Origin of the sequence: Pseudomonas sp. lyk4-R2A-10, from assembly GCF_030209075.1 — a bacterium.
In the GTDB taxonomy this organism is placed as follows: Bacteria; Pseudomonadota; Gammaproteobacteria; order Pseudomonadales; family Pseudomonadaceae; genus Aquipseudomonas; species Aquipseudomonas glycinae.
Genome location: NZ_JARVSR010000007.1, coordinates 32,333 through 47,908 on the forward strand (window position 1 = coordinate 32,333; position 15,576 = coordinate 47,908).

General features: G+C 60.3%; 13 protein-coding genes and 1 tRNA gene. 6 read left to right on the forward strand and 8 right to left on the reverse strand.

What is annotated here, in order from left to right:
• Nucleotides 1–132 precede the first annotated feature (132 nt).
• Nucleotides 133–1,614: a glutamate--tRNA ligase gene (gene gltX / locus QRN46_RS11340; RefSeq protein WP_007956429.1), complete on the reverse strand. Its 1,482-nt coding sequence runs from the start codon at nucleotides 1,612–1,614 to the stop codon at nucleotides 133–135.
• Nucleotides 1,615–1,844: 230 nt separating this feature from the next.
• Between gltX and QRN46_RS11345 the strand changes: the two genes are divergently transcribed.
• Complete coding sequence (locus QRN46_RS11345) at nucleotides 1,845–2,894, forward strand: HlyD family secretion protein (protein WP_221615649.1); 1,050 nt, start codon at nucleotides 1,845–1,847, stop codon at nucleotides 2,892–2,894.
• Nucleotides 2,884–4,434, forward strand: a complete 1,551-nt coding sequence (locus QRN46_RS11350) for an MDR family MFS transporter (protein ID WP_489105191.1) — start codon at nucleotides 2,884–2,886, stop codon at nucleotides 4,432–4,434. Before QRN46_RS11345 ends, QRN46_RS11350 begins: the two co-directional genes overlap by 11 nt.
• A gap of 60 nt (nucleotides 4,435–4,494) precedes the next feature.
• On the opposite strand, the gene uvrB is transcribed toward QRN46_RS11350, so the two are convergent.
• Nucleotides 4,495–6,510 carry an excinuclease ABC subunit UvrB gene (gene uvrB, locus QRN46_RS11355; protein WP_285354692.1) on the reverse strand — a complete coding sequence of 672 codons (2,016 nt, stop codon included), beginning with the start codon at nucleotides 6,508–6,510 and terminating at the stop codon, nucleotides 4,495–4,497.
• Between the two features lie 335 nt (nucleotides 6,511–6,845).
• Here uvrB and QRN46_RS11360 point away from each other — a divergent pair, with 335 nt between their 5' ends.
• Both QRN46_RS11360 and QRN46_RS11365 read left to right on the forward strand, forming a co-directional pair.
• On the forward strand, nucleotides 6,846–8,042 hold the full coding sequence (locus tag QRN46_RS11360; protein ID WP_039770139.1) for an amino acid aminotransferase: 1,197 nt from the start codon (nucleotides 6,846–6,848) through the stop codon (nucleotides 8,040–8,042).
• A gap of 112 nt (nucleotides 8,043–8,154) precedes the next feature.
• Nucleotides 8,155–8,355 (forward strand): hypothetical protein, encoded by a 201-nt coding sequence (locus QRN46_RS11365; protein WP_007956421.1) that lies wholly within the window; start codon nucleotides 8,155–8,157, stop codon nucleotides 8,353–8,355.
• On the opposite strand, the gene QRN46_RS11370 is transcribed toward QRN46_RS11365, so the two are convergent.
• Entirely contained in the window at nucleotides 8,352–8,582 is a 231-nt protein-coding gene (locus QRN46_RS11370; protein WP_085655209.1) for a hypothetical protein, read from the reverse strand. The genes QRN46_RS11365 and QRN46_RS11370 overlap by 4 nt on opposite strands.
• A 228-nt stretch (nucleotides 8,583–8,810) precedes the next feature.
• On the opposite strand from QRN46_RS11370, the gene QRN46_RS11375 reads away from it, so the two are divergent.
• Nucleotides 8,811–8,886: transfer RNA gene (locus tag QRN46_RS11375), tRNA-Asn, on the forward strand.
• A 121-nt stretch (nucleotides 8,887–9,007) separates the two neighbouring features.
• Here the strand turns inward: QRN46_RS11375 and QRN46_RS11380 are convergent.
• Complete coding sequence (locus QRN46_RS11380) at nucleotides 9,008–10,528, reverse strand: nucleobase:cation symporter-2 family protein (protein ID WP_011333335.1); 1,521 nt, start codon at nucleotides 10,526–10,528, stop codon at nucleotides 9,008–9,010.
• A 348-nt stretch (nucleotides 10,529–10,876) separates the two neighbouring features.
• Between QRN46_RS11380 and QRN46_RS11385 the strand changes: the two genes are divergently transcribed.
• On the forward strand, nucleotides 10,877–11,206 hold the full coding sequence (locus QRN46_RS11385) for a BrnA antitoxin family protein (RefSeq protein WP_085655211.1): 330 nt from the start codon (nucleotides 10,877–10,879) through the stop codon (nucleotides 11,204–11,206).
• 3 nt (nucleotides 11,207–11,209) lie between these two features.
• Here QRN46_RS11385 and QRN46_RS11390 read toward each other — a convergent pair whose 3' ends face one another.
• From QRN46_RS11390 to QRN46_RS11405, 4 genes are all read right to left on the reverse strand, one after another.
• On the reverse strand, nucleotides 11,210–12,037 hold the full coding sequence (locus tag QRN46_RS11390) for an arylamine N-acetyltransferase family protein (RefSeq protein ID WP_285354693.1): 828 nt from the start codon (nucleotides 12,035–12,037) through the stop codon (nucleotides 11,210–11,212).
• Nucleotides 12,038–12,138: 101 nt separating this feature from the next.
• A complete protein-coding gene (locus QRN46_RS11395; protein ID WP_221615645.1) occupies nucleotides 12,139–12,933 on the reverse strand; it encodes an exodeoxyribonuclease III in 795 nt (264 codons plus the stop codon).
• Between the two features lie 75 nt (nucleotides 12,934–13,008).
• Entirely contained in the window at nucleotides 13,009–14,451 is a 1,443-nt protein-coding gene (locus QRN46_RS11400; RefSeq protein ID WP_285354694.1) for a mechanosensitive ion channel family protein, read from the reverse strand.
• Nucleotides 14,452–14,589: 138 nt separating this feature from the next.
• A complete protein-coding gene (locus QRN46_RS11405; protein WP_011333330.1) occupies nucleotides 14,590–15,456 on the reverse strand; it encodes a pirin family protein in 867 nt (288 codons plus the stop codon).
• Nucleotides 15,457–15,576 lie beyond the last annotated feature (120 nt).

The window sequence follows — 15,576 nt, forward strand, 5'->3', positions numbered from 1 at the left end:
TTGAAAAATTTCAAAATTTTTTGTCGGCATTACAATCACTTACCGCCCTCCCCCCGTAAATTCGGGGGAAAACACCGAAGGACAGGATCAAAAGATCCTGACCTTCGGCGCGTCCTGCAGAGTCAAACGCAATCAGGCGATGGCGCCCAACAGCTTTTCCCACTCTTTGTTTTCTTTCTTCGACACGCCGCCCAGCAGGTCAATCGCCTGGCGCAGACGGAAACGGGTCAGATCCGGCCCGAGGATTTCCATCGCATCAAGCACCGACACCGAACTCGCCTGCCCGGTGATTGCAGCAAACATCAGCGGCATCGCATCACGCAGCTTGAGCTCGAGGGATTCAACCACCGCCTGAATCGTCGCGGTGATGCTGTCCTTCTCCCACTGACGCAGGCTTTCCAGCTTCCACAGGATCAATTGCATCAACTGACGAACCTGATCGCCCGAAAGCTTTTTCGATTCGAACAGCTTGGCATCCGGGTTCACGCCACCGGCGAAGAAGAACCCGGCCAGCGGTGCAACCTGGCTGAAGGTTTCGACACGGCCCTGAACATGCGGCGCGATCTTCATCATGTATTCGGAATTGAATGCCCACTTTTGTACGCGAGCGGCGAACTCTTCCACCGGCAGATCACGCAGCCACTGGCCGTTGAGCCACGACAGTTTCTCGATGTCGAAAATCGGCCCGCCCAGCGACACGCGCTTGAGGTCGAAGTTGTCGACCATTTCCTGCAGCGAGAACTTCTCGCGCTCGTCCGGCATCGACCAGCCCATGCGGCCCAGGTAGTTGAGCATCGCCTCAGGCATGAAACCCATGCGCTCGTAGAATGTCACCGAAGTTGGGTTCTTGCGCTTGGACAGCTTGCTCTTGTCCGGGTTACGCAGCAGCGGCATGTAGCACAGCTCCGGCTGTTCCCAGCCGAAATACTCGTAAAGCAGGATCAGTTTCGGCGCCGACGGCAGCCATTCTTCGCCACGCAGCACGTGAGTGATGCCCATCAGGTGGTCGTCGACCACGTTGGCCAGGAAGTACGTCGGCAGGCCGTCGGTCTTCATCAGCACCTGCATGTCCATGCGATCCCACGGGATCTCGACGTCGCCACGCAGCATATCCGGCACCACGCAGACGCCTTCGCTCGGCACCTTCATGCGGATCACGTGCGGCTCGCCCGCAGCCAGGCGCCGGGCGACTTCTTCCTTGGACAGCAACAGCGCACGGCCGTCGTAACGCGGGGTTTCGCCGCGCGCCATTTGCTCGGCGCGCATCTGATCCAGCTCTTCAGCGGTGCAGAAGCACGGGAAGGCGTGGCCCATATCGACCAGTTGCTGGCAGTACTTCTGGTAGATATCGCCGCGCTCGCTCTGACGGTAAGGACCGTGCGGGCCGCCGACGTCCGGGCCTTCGCTCCAGTCGATGCCCAGCCAGCGCAGGGCGTCGAAGATCTGCTGTTCGGACTCGCGGGTCGAACGCAATTGATCGGTGTCTTCGATCCGCAGGATGAACTCACCGCCGTGCTGCTTGGCAAAGCAGTAGTTGAACAGTGCGATGTAAGCGGTACCTACGTGGGGATCCCCGGTAGGCGATGGCGCGATGCGAGTGCGGACGGTGGTCATGGCATGTCTCGAAAAGAATGAAAAGCAAAGAACGATCAAGCGGCGAATGGTAACAGGCGACACCCGCCCCGCTCCAGCGGGCAGGGCATTTAAGCCAAGGTTGCGTCTGGAACGCCCGTTGGCCGTGGTGAATGGCCGAATATCAACAGACGGCATTTACCGTTCATCGGCTGTATGCCAGATTCGCCTGCTGATAACTTTCCTTACAATTCCTCGACTACAGTTTGCCCATGCCTGCCCAACTCAAGCGTCGCCTGTTCATTTTCCTGCTGCTGGTCCTGCTGATTGCCGGGGGCTTTTTCGCCCATTGGTTTTTCAAGGGACGCTTTTATGAAAGCACCGACAACGCCTATGTCCAGGGTGAAATCACCCGCGTGTCGAGCCAGTTGAGCGCACGCATCGACGAAGTGCTGGTGCAGGACAACCAACATGTGGAAAAGGGCCAACTGCTGATCCGTCTCGAACCGAATGATTTCCGTCTGGCCGTCGATCGCGCCAACGCCGCCCTCGCCACCCGTGAGGCCGAGCGCCTGCAAGCCCAGAGCAAATTGACCCAGCAAGCCAGCCTGATTGCCGCCAGCGACGCGCAAGTTGCCACCACCCAGGCAACGCTCGGCCGCTCGCAGGTGGATTTGTCGCGGGCAGAAACCCTGCGTAAACCCGGCTACGTCTCCGAGGAGCGGGTCACCACCCTCTCCGCCGACGCCCATATCGCCCGCTCGCAAGTGGCCAAGGCCCAGGCCGATGCCCAGAGCCAGCGCCAGCAGGTCAACGCGCTGACCGCCGAGATCAAACGCCTCGATGCACAGATCGCCAACGCCCGTGCCGACCTCGCCCAGGCCGAACTGAACCTGACCCGCAGCGAAATCCACGCGCCGATCAGCGGCCTGATCGGCCAGCGTGCCGCGCGCAATGGGCAAGTGGTACAGGCCGGCGCCTATCTTTTGTCGATCGTCCCGGACGAAGACATCTGGGTGCAGGCCAACTTTAAGGAAACCCAGATCGGCCACATGCAGCCAGGCCAGAAGGCCGAGCTGCTTTTCGATGCCTATGGCGATACGCCGGTCGAAGCCCGGGTCGACAGCCTGTTCGCCGCCTCCGGCGCGCAATTCAGCCTGTTGCCGCCGGACAATGCCACCGGCAACTTCACCAAAGTCGTGCAGCGAATTCCGGTCAAGCTGACGTTCAAGGCCGATAACCCGTTGCGCGGCAAGATCCGTCCGGGCATGTCGGTCACCGCCACCGTGAACATCAAAGACGCCCCGGACAATGGCCGGTGATCAACTGATCCGCCCGGTCGGCGAACCGACCCGGCGGGACTGGATCGCGGTGATGAGCGTGATGCTTGGCGCCTTCATGGCGGTGCTCGACATCCAGATCACCAACTCGTCGCTCAAGGATATTCAGGGCGCCCTGTCGGCGACGCTGGAAGAAGGCTCATGGATTTCGACGTCTTATCTGGTGGCGGAAATCATCATGATTCCGCTGACCGCCTGGCTGGTGCAGTTGCTGTCGGCACGGCGGCTGGCGGTGTGGGTGTCGCTGGGGTTTCTGATTTCTTCGCTGTTGTGCTCGATGGCCTGGAGTCTGGAGAGCATGATCGTGTTTCGCGCCATGCAGGGCTTCACCGGCGGCGCGCTGATCCCGCTGGCGTTCACCCTGACACTGATCAAACTCCCCGAACACCACCGCGCCAAAGGCATGGCGATGTTTGCCATGACCGCCACCTTCGCCCCATCCATCGGCCCGACCCTCGGCGGCTGGCTCACGGAAAACTGGGGCTGGGAGTACATCTTCTATATCAACATCCCGCCGGGGCTGATCATGATCGCCGGGCTGATGTACGGGTTGGAGAAGAAAGAAGCGCATTGGGAGCTGCTGAAAAGCACCGATTACACCGGCATTCTCACGCTCGGCATCGGCCTCGGTTGCCTGCAGGTTTTCCTTGAGGAAGGCCATCGCAAGGACTGGCTGGAATCGAGCCTGATCGTGACGCTGGGCAGCATCGCCCTGCTGAGCCTGATCACCTTCGTGATCGTGCAGATTTCCAAGCCCAACCCGCTCATCAACCTCGGCATCCTGCGCAACCGCAATTTCGGGCTGTCGAGTATTTCCAGCCTCGGCATGGGCGTCGGGTTGTACGGTTCGATCTATCTGCTGCCGCTGTACCTGGCGCAAATCCAGAACTACAACGCCCTGCAGATCGGCGAAGTGATCATGTGGATGGGCGTGCCGCAGCTGTTTCTGATTCCGCTAGTGCCGAAACTGATGAAATTCGTCTCGCCGAAATGGCTGTGCACAATCGGTTTCGGGCTGTTCGGGCTGGCGAGTTTTTCATCCGGGGTGCTCAATCCGGATTTCGCCGGGCCGCAGTTCAACCAGATCCAGATCATCCGTGCCTTGGGTCAGCCGCTGATCATGGTGACCATTTCGCTGATCGCCACGGCGTACATCCTGCCGCAGGACGCGGGTTCGGCGTCGAGCCTGTTCAACATTTTGCGCAACCTCGGCGGCGCCATCGGCATTGCCCTGCTCGCTACTTTGCTGGATGCGCGCACCAAGACCTATTTCGATTATTTGCGTGAAGCGGTGGTGCCGACCAATCCGCAGGTGGCCGAACGCCTGGCGTCGCTGACCGATCGGTTCGGCAGTGACACGGCGGCGTTGGGCAAGTTGAGCGAGATCGTGCATCAGCAGGCGCTGATCATGGCCTACAACGATGCGTTTCATTTTGTCGGGATTGCGCTGGGGATCAGCATGTTGGCGATTTTGCTGACCAAGAAATTGCCCGCCGGACTGAAGGCCGGCGAGGCACATTAACCTTGAGCGGACGCAGAGCGTCCAGGGCTGCGTTCCCACGCAGAGCGTGGGAACGATCCGTTAAACGGCCAACAGCCGCTCACGCAGCTTGGCAATTTCGTCGCGCATCTGCGCTGCCGCTTCGAATTCCAGGTCGCGGGCCAACTGGTACATCTTCTCTTCCAGTTGGCGGATGCGCTTGGTGATCTCGCTCGGCGAGCGCAGTTCGGCTTCGTACTTGGCGTTCTCTTCTGCGGCCTTGGCCATTCCTTTGCGCTTCTTGCTGCGCGAACCGGGCACGGTGGCGCCTTCCATGATGTCGGCGACGTCCTTGAACACGCCCTTCGGCGTGATGCCGTTGGCCAGGTTGAAGGCGATCTGCTTTTCGCGACGGCGCTCGGTTTCGCCGATGGCCCGCTCCATCGAACCGGTGATGCGATCGGCGTAGAGAATCGCCCGGCCATTGAGGTTACGCGCCGCCCGGCCGATGGTCTGGATCAGCGAACGCTCGGAACGCAGGAAGCCTTCCTTGTCGGCGTCAAGAATCGCCACCAGCGACACTTCCGGCATGTCCAGACCTTCACGCAGAAGGTTGATCCCCACCAGCACATCAAAGGTGCCGAGGCGCAGGTCGCGGATGATTTCGACCCGCTCGACGGTGTCGATGTCCGAGTGCAGATAACGCACGCGCACGCCGTGATCGGCCAGGTAATCGGTCAGGTCTTCGGCCATGCGCTTGGTCAGCGTGGTGACCAGCACTCGCTCCTCCAGCGCCACACGCTTGGTGATTTCCGAGAGCAGATCGTCGACCTGAGTCAGCGCCGGGCGTACTTCAACCTGCGGGTCGACCAGACCGGTCGGGCGCACCACTTGCTCGATCACCCGACCTGCGTGTTCGGCTTCGTAGTTGCCGGGCGTGGCCGAGACGAAAATCGTCTGTGGGCTCACCCCTTCCCACTCGTCGAAGCGCATCGGCCGGTTGTCCAGCGCCGATGGCAGGCGGAAGCCGTACTCCACGAGAGTTTCTTTGCGCGAGCGGTCGCCCTTATACATCGCGCCGACTTGCGGCACGCTGACGTGGGATTCGTCGATCACCAGCAACGCATCGGCCGGCAGGTAATCGTAGAGCGTCGGCGGCGCCGCACCAGCCGGGCGTCCGGACAGGTAGCGCGAGTAGTTTTCGATGCCGTTGCAGTAGCCGAGTTCGAGGATCATCTCCAGGTCGAACCGGGTGCGCTGCTCAAGACGCTGGGCTTCCACCAGTTTGTTGTTGTTGCGCAGGTATTCCAGGCGCTCCTGCAACTCGACCTTGATCCCCTCGATGGCGTCGAGCAGGGTTTCCCGGGGCGTCACGTAGTGGCTCTTCGGGTAGAAGGTGAAGCGCGGCAGCTTGCGGATGACTTCGCCGGTCAGCGGGTCGAACGCAGAAATGCTCTCCACCTCGTCATCGAACAGCTCGATGCGGATCGCTTCCAGGTCGGATTCCGCCGGGTAGATGTCGATCACATCGCCGCGCACACGGAAGGTCGCACGGGCGAAATCCATGTCGTTGCGGGTGTATTGCAGGTCGGCCAGGCGCCGCACCAGCGCACGCTGGTCGAGCTTGTCGCCGCGATCGACGTGCAAGACCATTTTCAAATAGGTTTCCGGGCTGCCCAGACCGTAAATGCACGACACCGTGGTGACGATGATCGCGTCCTTGCGCTCCAACAAGGCCTTGGTCGCCGACAGACGCATCTGCTCGATGTGGTCGTTGATCGACGCATCCTTCTCGATAAAGGTGTCGGACGACGGCACATAGGCTTCGGGCTGGTAGTAGTCGTAGTAGGAAACGAAGTATTCGACGGCGTTGTTCGGGAAGAACGACTTGAACTCACCGTACAACTGCGCGGCCAGGGTCTTGTTCGGCGCCAGCACCAGCGTCGGACGCTGCACCTGGGCGATCACATTGGCGATGCTGAAGGTCTTGCCCGACCCGGTCACCCCGAGCAGCGTCTGGTGCGACAGCCCGGCTTCGATGCCTTCGACCATCAGGCGAATGGCTTCGGGTTGATCGCCGGCGGGGTCGAAACGGGTGACGAGCTGGAATTCAGACATAAACACCTCTGGAATCGCGACGCGGCGGGCAACCGCAGCACCACGAGAAAGACCGCAAACGACCGATGTCGCGCAAGGAAAAACGAAGATTGTGCTGAATGTGGAGCCGATTGCCTCGCCTTTCAAGGCAAACGTCCTACATCCGGTAAAGTCTCCGACAGGTTCATTCGACTAACGGTCGAGAAATAATCGGAAAAACTTACCTTAAAAGCCGAATCGCCTGTCGCCATTGATCGATGATGGCCTCTATACTAGCTCCCCGTTTGTGCACCGCTCTAGTGCATTCGGCTGGAGCGCCACACGTCCCTCCACTCTCCAATAGAGCTGCCGTAAAAATGAGCCTGTTCTCCGCTGTCGAAATGGCACCCCGCGATCCAATCCTGGGCCTCAACGAAGCATTCAACGCCGATACCCGGACCAACAAGGTCAACCTCGGGGTGGGTGTGTACTGCAACGAAGAGGGGCGAATTCCACTCCTGCGCGCCGTCATCGAAGCCGAAACCCTTCGCGCCGCTCAGCACGCCTCCCGTGGCTACCTGCCGATCGACGGCATCGCGGCCTACGACCAGGCCGTGCAAAAGCTGCTGTTCGGCAATGATTCGCCACTGCTGGCAGCCGGCCGCGTTGTCACCACTCAGGCCGTCGGCGGTACCGGCGCACTGAAAATCGGTGCCGACTTCCTCAAGCAACTGCTGCCCAATGCCGTCGTGGCGATCAGCGACCCGAGCTGGGAAAACCACCGCGCGCTGTTCGAAACCGCCGGTTTCCCGGTGCAGAACTACCGCTACTACGACGCCGCCACCCACGACGTGAACCGTGCCGGCCTGCTGGAAGACCTCAACGCCCTGCCGAACGGCTCGATCGTCGTGCTGCACGCTTGCTGCCACAACCCGACCGGCGTCGACCTGAGCCCGGCGGACTGGAACAACGTGCTGGAAGCGGTCAAGGCCAAAGGTCACGTGCCGTTCCTCGACATGGCTTACCAGGGTTTCGGTGACGGCATCGCCGAAGACGCCGCTGCCGTGCGTCTGTTCGCTGAATCCGGTCTGACCTTCTTCGTATCGAGCTCGTTCTCCAAGTCGTTCTCGTTGTACGGCGAGCGCGTCGGTGCACTGTCGATCATCAGCGAATCGAAAGAAGAAAGCGCCCGCGTCCTGTCGCAAGTCAAACGCGTGATCCGCACCAACTACTCCAACCCGCCGACCCACGGTGCAAGCATCGTTGCCGCTGTGCTGAACAGCCCGGAACTGCGTGCTCAGTGGGAAGCCGAACTGGCTGAAATGCGCCTGCGCATTCGCGGCATGCGCGAGCAGATGGTTGCTCTGCTGGCGAAGAAAGCCCCGCAGCGTGACTTCAGCTTCGTCGGTCGCCAGCGCGGCATGTTCTCCTACTCCGGCCTGACCACCGAACAGGTTCATCGCCTGCGCAACGAGTTCGGCATCTACGCCCTGGACACCGGCCGCATCTGCGTCGCCGCGCTGAACCAGAGCAACATCGAAGCCGTGACGGACGCCATCGTTCAGGTCATCTGATCCGGCGTGGCACTGAAAACGGGAAGCCTTCGGGTTTCCCGTTTTTTATTTGTCTGAAGAAAAGCCGCCATACCCTCTAGACTGCACCCAAACGATATTTCAGAGAGACGACATGAAAAACGATGACCTGCGCGCCGACCGTGATGATCTGGATGACTTCATCCCCCGCGCCCCGGCCAAGCGCGGCAACAACCTGGTGCTGCAAGTCGCGGCCGGGGTTTTTCTCGGCGGGCTGGCGCTGTGGCTGGTGCAACTGGGCGCAACGATGCTGTACGCCAAACTGATGCTCGGCACCTTCACGTTCGGCGGTTAAACCAGCTCCGCTGCACGCTGAGTCGCCGCGTCGTCATAAACGACGTAGAGCGATTCGGCGATCTGGCTCTTGATGGCCTTGGTGCTTTCCAGGCCGAGGACAAAACCTTCGGCCTTGCCGCCTGCGCGGTTCAGCTCTTCAGCCGTGGCGGCCTGGGTGATCGCGTCGAAGAGTTTTTCGGCGTGCGGGCCGACGCCTTTGGGCAGGCTGATTTGTGCGGTGCTCATGCGAACACCTCGACAGGACAATGGGTGAGGATGGGACTATTCATGGCGCATACCTTTTCGGCGAATGGCCGGCAGCGCGTGTGACCACTTCCGGGCGGCCATGGTAGACCTCTGCCACGGTTCTGGTAACCGCCAATCGCCGATAAACCGCCGCCCGTCCTGACCTTTCCAACAAATTTACATCTCGCGCTTGACTAGTCTTTTTAAATCAGTAACATACGCACCAATTCCGCAATAGCTCAGTTGGTAGAGCAAGTGACTGTTAATCACTGGGTCCCTGGTTCGAGTCCAGGTTGTGGAGCCAAATACAAAGCCCCTGAATCGAAAGATTCAGGGGCTTTTTTGTGGGCATTGAAAAAGCCAGCGCCATAAAAAGGGCCGATCAGTTTCGCAACTGATCGGCCCTTTTCATTCAACTACAACGGTCAGACGTGTTCGCTGCTCTTGGCATGTACCTTCGGCGCGCCATGACCGTGATCCGCATCCGGATCGATCACCGGCACTTCATTGCCGTCGCAGTCATGCAGTTTGCCGTCGCTGAAGTAGTCACCTTCACGCAGCGCGGCCAGATCGCGATAACGCAAGGTCCGCTCTTCTGCTGCCGCAAACACCGACTGCTGATCCGAGTTGCCCGCCGTGAAATGGTTGAACGCCAGGTTCAGCAAGATCGCCATGATCGCTGACGAGCTGATGCCCGAATGGAAAATGGTCGCGAACCAGCTCGGGAAGTGATCGTAGAAGTTCGGCGCGGCAATCGGGATCATGCCGAAGCCGATCGAGGTGGCGACGATGATCAGGTTGACGTTGTTGCGGTAATCGACCTTGGACAGCGTGCGGATACCACTTGCCGCCACGGTGCCGAACAGCACGATACCGGCGCCGCCGAGTACCGAGGTCGGCACGGCTGCAATGACCCGGCCCATGAACGGCAGCAGGCCGAGGATCACCAGGAAGATACCGCCGGTCGCCACCACGTAGCGGCTCTTGATCCCGGTCACCGCCACCAGCCCGACGTTCTGGGCGAAGGCGCTTTGGGTGAACGAGCCGAAGATCGGTGCAAACATGCTCGACAGCATGTCCGCCCGCAGGCCGTTGCCCAGACGCTTGGAGTCGACTTTGGTGCCGATGATTTCACCGACCGCCAGGATGTCCGCCGAGGTTTCCACCAGGGTCACCATGACCACGATGCACATCGACAGGATCGCGGCGAAGTGGAAGGTCGGCATGCCGAAATGGAACGGCGTCGGGAAGCCGAACATCGGGCCTTGGGTGACGCTGGAGAAGTCCGCCATGCCGAGGAACACCGCCAGCACCGTGCCGATCACCATGGCCAACAGGATCGACAGACGCGAGATGGTGGAGCTGCCGACCTTGCTCAACAGAAGCACCAGCACCAGCGTCACCGCCGCCAGACCGATGTTCTGCATGCTGCCGAAATCAGGGGCGTGACTGTTGCCGCCCATGGCCCAGCGTGCAGCCACGGGCATCAGCGTCAGGCCGATGGTGGTGATCACGATGCCGGTGACCAGCGGCGGGAAGAACTTGGTGATTCGCGAAAACACCGGGGTGATCAGCAAACCGATCAACGACGCGGCTATCACTGCGCCGAGCACCGACTGGAAGCCGCCCTCCCCGCCACTGCTGACAATCGCCACCATGGTAGCAACGCCAGAGAACGACACGCCCTGCACCAGCGGCAACTGACAGCCGAAAAACGGTAAACCCAGGGTTTGCAGCAACGTGGCCAGCCCCCCCGCAAACAATGAAGCAGCAATCAACAGACCGATGTCCGCCGGCGAAAGCCCGGCGGCCTGACCGATGATCAGTGGCACCGCGACGATACCGCCATACATGGTCAGAACGTGTTGCAGGCCGTAAGCCATATTCGCGCCGACCCCGAGATTCTCGTCCTCGGGCCGTTGGTGTGAAACATGGGGCGTTTTCATGGTGGGGGAGTTCCCTGGTTTTTGTTATGCACACACTGTATGCAAGAGTCAGGACAAATGTCCATAGACTTGTATACAACTTATCAGTCACATAATGGTTAGCTAGCCACCCAACCTTCTATCCCGCTACTTTCATCCCCCACAAATCCGGCAGCACATTCTCAATCGAGTGCACGTTTTATCCGCCTGGGCTGAAGTGTTCATGGCGACCGACGGCACAATCGTTTCCTTTTTATGCGTACAAAGTATGCATAGCGAAGTCATTCAAGATTCAGTTCGACAAAAGCAAGAATGCTGCCAACCCATTCGAGCCCAGCGAGCGATGGCAACTTTGCGCAGAGATGATCAATGAAAGATGGATACAATTTCAGCGACGGTAAACGCGGCGACATTGCTCCCACCAAGGGTAAAACGCGCATCACCATCATGCTCGATGACGCGGTGATCGAAGCCGCGCGCGAGGTCGCTGAAAGCGAGGGGTTTGGCTATCAGACGGTCATCAACAACACCCTGCGCCATGCATTGCTTAACAGCCGTGGGGCAGCTGTTGAACTCGAAGATTCAAGCGGGCAATTCAAGCAAGGCATCACCGCCACCGACCTCAAGAGCCTTGAGAAAAAACTGTCGGCGGCCGTGAACGAGATCCGGCGGGTACTGGAACCGGACGTCAAACCGTAGCGTTCAAACTGGCCGAATCAAGCGCGCCAGAGCCTCTCGTGCACCGGGCTGGTGCGGCAAGCGCAGGCCAAATTCCCGTTCCAGCAATTCGATCAGTTCATCAACATCTGTCACTTCGCGCCGCTCGCTCTCGACGCCGATGCGGTGAATGGCGAAACTGCCGTTGTTCAAGGTGCGCCGCCAGCCGTCGCCCGTACGCGCCACCATCAGGCGCTGGGCAAATGGCGAGTCCGGGTGGGTCGAGACGTACCAGTTGCCGAGGGTGTAATCGATGTCTTCCTGGCGCTGCAGATCGAACAGGTACATCGGCCGCCATTCGCCAGCGACCCTGGCCCGCAGCATGTAGCCATCGGCCTGCACTTCGATGCGATACGGTTCGTGCGGCGTGGATTGCTCGGCGTCGGTATCCAGCACCAGTGGCGCGGTCGGCACCATGCCGCCGAAGCCGACGTCGGTGATGTAGCGCACGTCGTCAACGGTCACCAGGCTCAAGCGATGGGTGCGCGCGGTCCAGCTGCCTTCGGGCTGATTCATGACCACGCGCCCGCTGATGCCCCGTGCGTCGAACCCCAGCTCCAGCAGCAAGGCCAGAAACAGGTTGTTCAGCTCGTAGCAGTACCCGCCACGGGCGTTGTTCAGGACCTTGCGCTCAATGGAGGGCAGATCGATCAGGACGGGTTCGCCACTGAGCGTCGACAGGTTTTCGAAAGGAAAGGCGCCGGTATGGCGCAGTTGCAACGAGCGCAGGGTTTCAAGTGTCGGTGCCGGGGGCGCATCGAATCCCAGGCGTTGCAGGTACTGTTTCAGATTCGTCAGGCGTGGCTCGCTCATGGCTGGGTCCTTTTGCATGGGGGCGCGGATCGTACCGCCGATAGTCGCCATGTATACGGGATCCGGGCATCGAATCGACAATTGAATTAACCAATCACCGGCTAGCGCCTTTTACGCGAATCGATGCAAATCCACGTCGGCGCGTGGTCGCTGGCATGCGGTTCGTTGCGCACCCAGGCATCCACACCGGCCTCGTGCAGATAAGGGCTCAGTGTCGGATTGAGCAGCAGATGGTCGATCCGCAACCCGGAGTTCTTCTGCCAGTGCTGACGGAAATAGTCCCAGAACGTGTACAGCCGATCTTCGGGATACAGATGCCGCAAAGAGTCCGTCCAGCCCTGATCCAGCAGGCGCTGGTAGCACTCGCGGCTCTCCGGTTGCAACAACGCATCCTTGAGCCAGGACCGTGTGTTGTAGATATCCAGATCGGTGGGCACCACGTTGTAATCGCCGGCCAGCACCACCGGGTGATCGCTGCTTTGCAGGTCCCGGGCGTATTTGATCAGACGCTCGAACCAGGCCAGCTTGTAGTCGAACTTCGGCCCCGGTTGCGGGTTGCCATTGGGCAGGTAAAGGCACCCCACCAACACCCCGTGCACTGCCGCCTCGAGATAGCGGCTGTGTTTATCGTCGGGATCGCCGGGCAGGCCGCGCCGGCTCTCCAGCGGTTGCGTATCGCGGGCAAGAATCGCCACGCCGTTCCATGACGCCTGGCCGTGCCAGATAGCGCCGTAGCCGGCGGCCTCCAGATCGGCGGCAGGAAACGCGCTGTCCACCAGTTTCAGCTCCTGCAAACAGGCGATGTCCGGCTGCTCGCGCCTGAGCCATTCCAGCAGATTTGGCAGACGGGCACGCAGGCCGTTGACGTTGAACGTGGCAATGCGCATTTTTTTCATCGTCCGGGCTCCTGCCATTGACCGATAGAACCTGTGACACCGGTCCCCCCGCAGCGGTTGCGTTGGATCCTCCTTTTACACGCGATTGCGCAGCCATTGCAGGAAGCCTTTTTTCGGTACGACCACCGGCGTATCTTCCGTCAGGGATTGCGCCTTGTGCAGGCGGAAATCGAGCAGCGCCTTCATCGCATCGTTGATGTCGTGACGGGCATCGAGGCACGGCTTGAGATAAGACTTCTCGATGCGGTACAGCGCGCAGAAGGTCTTGGCGGAGAAGTCGGCCGGCAATGAGGTATCGGACACAATCCCCGCCTCGCCGATCACTTCGCCCGGCCCCATCCGTCCGGACTCGAACGGCGTGCCGTGGCGCTTGAGCGTCACCGAGACCACGCCGGACTCAATGATGAACAAGTGATCGCTGACCTCCCCACCCGCCAGAATCATCTCGCCGGCACGGAAGGTTTGCAGGGTCATGTTCTGGCTGAAGGTTTCTTTCTCCTCCTGACGCAGGGTGGAGAAAATCGGCGAGCTGTCGAGCAACGCCCGAGGTCGCGAGAGATTGCTCGGAACACCCGGCTCATCACTCGACAGCAGATTGACCCCGGACGCTTGCAGATGCCGGTAGGCCAGGTCGAACAGCTGATTGCGCACCACGCGCTTTTCACTCATCGAGGCGACGAACCCGCTGATTTCATATTCGGTGCCTGCACTGCTGGAGCTCTTCAGCGCAACACTCGGCGCGGGGTTCTCCAGCAGTTGGCGACAGCCCTGCATCGCGCGCTCCAGGGCATCGATCACCGAACTCGGCCGCGCATGGGGGCTGACCTGCACGCTGACGGCAACCCCGAACATGTTGCTCGGCCGGCTGAAGTTGATGATCTTGGCCTTGGCCGCCAGCGAGTTGGGAATCACCGCCATGCTGCCCTGACTGGTTTGCAGGCGCGTGGCGCGCCAGTCAATGTCGGTGACCCGGCCTTCAGTGCCGTCGATGGAAATCCAGTCATCCAGTTGATAAGGCTTGGTGGTGTTGAGCACGATCCCGGAAAACACGTCGCTCAGGGTGCTCTGCAAGGCCAGACCGACGATGATCGCCAACGCCCCGGACGTTGCCAGCACGCCTTTGACCGGCAGATCCAGCACGTAGGCCAGCGCCGCGATGATCGCAATCAGGAAGATCACCGCACCCAGCAAATCCTGCAACAACCGCCCGGTGTGCCCGACCCGCTGCATCATCACTGCGCCGATCAACACCGTCAGAGTGCGCGCGCCGAACAGCCACCAACCAATCTGCAAACCGGTCGCCGCCAGATGCAACGGCACGTTGTCAGCCCACGGCGCAGGCTCCATCGGGTTGAGCCCTTCGTTGAACAGCAGGATGCTGAACAGGGCGAAAATCAGCACCCGCACCAACAGTTTCCACGCGCTGCCGTGGGCGCTGATCAGACGCCACAGACCGAGATCGATCAGGATCAGGATCAAGGCGCAAAACAACGGATGATCGGTGAGCAGAGACAGCATCAAACAACTCCGACAGGGGCCAGTCGCGAGAAGATCGCACAGATTGGGCTCAGTGTAGGAGTAATTGATTTGGCGGGATGAGCGCCACTGCGCGTGCGCAAAAAAACCGGCAGGCGCACGTGGCGCCTGCCGGTTTTTTTAGCTGTGCATCTGGCCGAAGCGGCCGGACTGGAAGTCGGCGAAAGCCTGATGGATTTCCTGCTCGGTGTTCATCACGAACGGGCCGTGGCCGACAATCGGCTCGTCGATCGGCTCGCCGCTGAGCAGCAGCACCACCGCGTCCGCGCTGGCTTCAAGGGTGATGCGATCGCCATCACGCTCGAACAGCGCCAACTGGCCTTCGCGCATCGACTCCCCACCGTTGATCTGAACCGAACCCTTCAACACCACCAGCGCGGTGTTGCGGCCTTCGTGAAGATCCAGCGTAAGCAGCTTGCCGGCGTTCAGGCGCAGGTCCCACACGTCGATTGGCGTAAACGTGCGGGATGGGCCCTTGTGACCGTCGAACTCACCGGCGATCAGGCGCAGGCTGCCGGCACCGTCATTGAGCGCGATTTGCGGGATATCACTGTCCAGGATGGTCTGGTAACCCGGCGCGGCCATTTTGTCCTTGGCCGGCAGATTCACCCACAGTTGCACCATTTCCAGATTGCCGCCGGTTCGAGCGAAGTTTTCCGAGTGGAATTCTTCATGCAGGATGCCGGAAGCCGCCGTCATCCACTGCACATCGCCCGGACCGATGGTGCCGCCGCTGCCGGTGGAATCACGGTGCTGCACTTCGCCTTCGTAAACGATGGTCACGGTTTCGAAGCCACGGTGCGGATGCTGCCCCACGCCACGGCGCTCAATAGTCGGGGTGAAATGCGCAGGTCCGGCATGATCCAGCAGCAGGAACGGGCTGATGTGCTTGCCCAGGTTGTCGTAGGAAAACAGGGTGCGCACCGGAAACCCATCGCCGACCCAGTGGCCGCGAGGGCTGGTGTAGATACCGATCAGTTTTTTCATGGTGGGCTCCGAAATCAGGTTGATCATGGGCTGATCATAAATTCGCCACGTATTTAGTACTAGTCAGCCAAAACCGTCCTCATCGTTCTATTGATGGAACGATGAGCGATCAATGTGATT

What these genes read in the sequence shown, in the direction of transcription:
- QRN46_RS11405 (WP_011333330.1), bottom strand. Translation starts at nt 15,456, where the DNA reads ATGAAAAAACTGATCGGTATCTACACCAGCCCTCGCGGCCACTGGGTC.
- QRN46_RS11385 (WP_085655211.1), top strand. Translation starts at nt 10,877, where the DNA reads ATGAAAGATGGATACAATTTCAGCGACGGTAAACGCGGCGACATTGCT.
- QRN46_RS11360 (WP_039770139.1), top strand. Translation starts at nt 6,846, where the DNA reads ATGAGCCTGTTCTCCGCTGTCGAAATGGCACCCCGCGATCCAATCCTG.
- uvrB (WP_285354692.1), bottom strand. Translation starts at nt 6,510, where the DNA reads ATGTCTGAATTCCAGCTCGTCACCCGTTTCGACCCCGCCGGCGATCAA.
- QRN46_RS11395 (WP_221615645.1), bottom strand. Translation starts at nt 12,933, where the DNA reads ATGAAAAAAATGCGCATTGCCACGTTCAACGTCAACGGCCTGCGTGCC.
- QRN46_RS11400 (WP_285354694.1), bottom strand. Translation starts at nt 14,451, where the DNA reads ATGCTGTCTCTGCTCACCGATCATCCGTTGTTTTGCGCCTTGATCCTG.
- QRN46_RS11370 (WP_085655209.1), bottom strand. Translation starts at nt 8,582, where the DNA reads ATGAGCACCGCACAAATCAGCCTGCCCAAAGGCGTCGGCCCGCACGCC.
- QRN46_RS11380 (WP_011333335.1), bottom strand. Translation starts at nt 10,528, where the DNA reads ATGAAAACGCCCCATGTTTCACACCAACGGCCCGAGGACGAGAATCTC.
- QRN46_RS11365 (WP_007956421.1), top strand. Translation starts at nt 8,155, where the DNA reads ATGAAAAACGATGACCTGCGCGCCGACCGTGATGATCTGGATGACTTC.
- QRN46_RS11350 (WP_489105191.1), top strand. Translation starts at nt 2,884, where the DNA reads ATGGCCGGTGATCAACTGATCCGCCCGGTCGGCGAACCGACCCGGCGG.
- gltX (WP_007956429.1), bottom strand. Translation starts at nt 1,614, where the DNA reads ATGACCACCGTCCGCACTCGCATCGCGCCATCGCCTACCGGGGATCCC.
- QRN46_RS11345 (WP_221615649.1), top strand. Translation starts at nt 1,845, where the DNA reads ATGCCTGCCCAACTCAAGCGTCGCCTGTTCATTTTCCTGCTGCTGGTC.
- QRN46_RS11390 (WP_285354693.1), bottom strand. Translation starts at nt 12,037, where the DNA reads ATGAGCGAGCCACGCCTGACGAATCTGAAACAGTACCTGCAACGCCTG.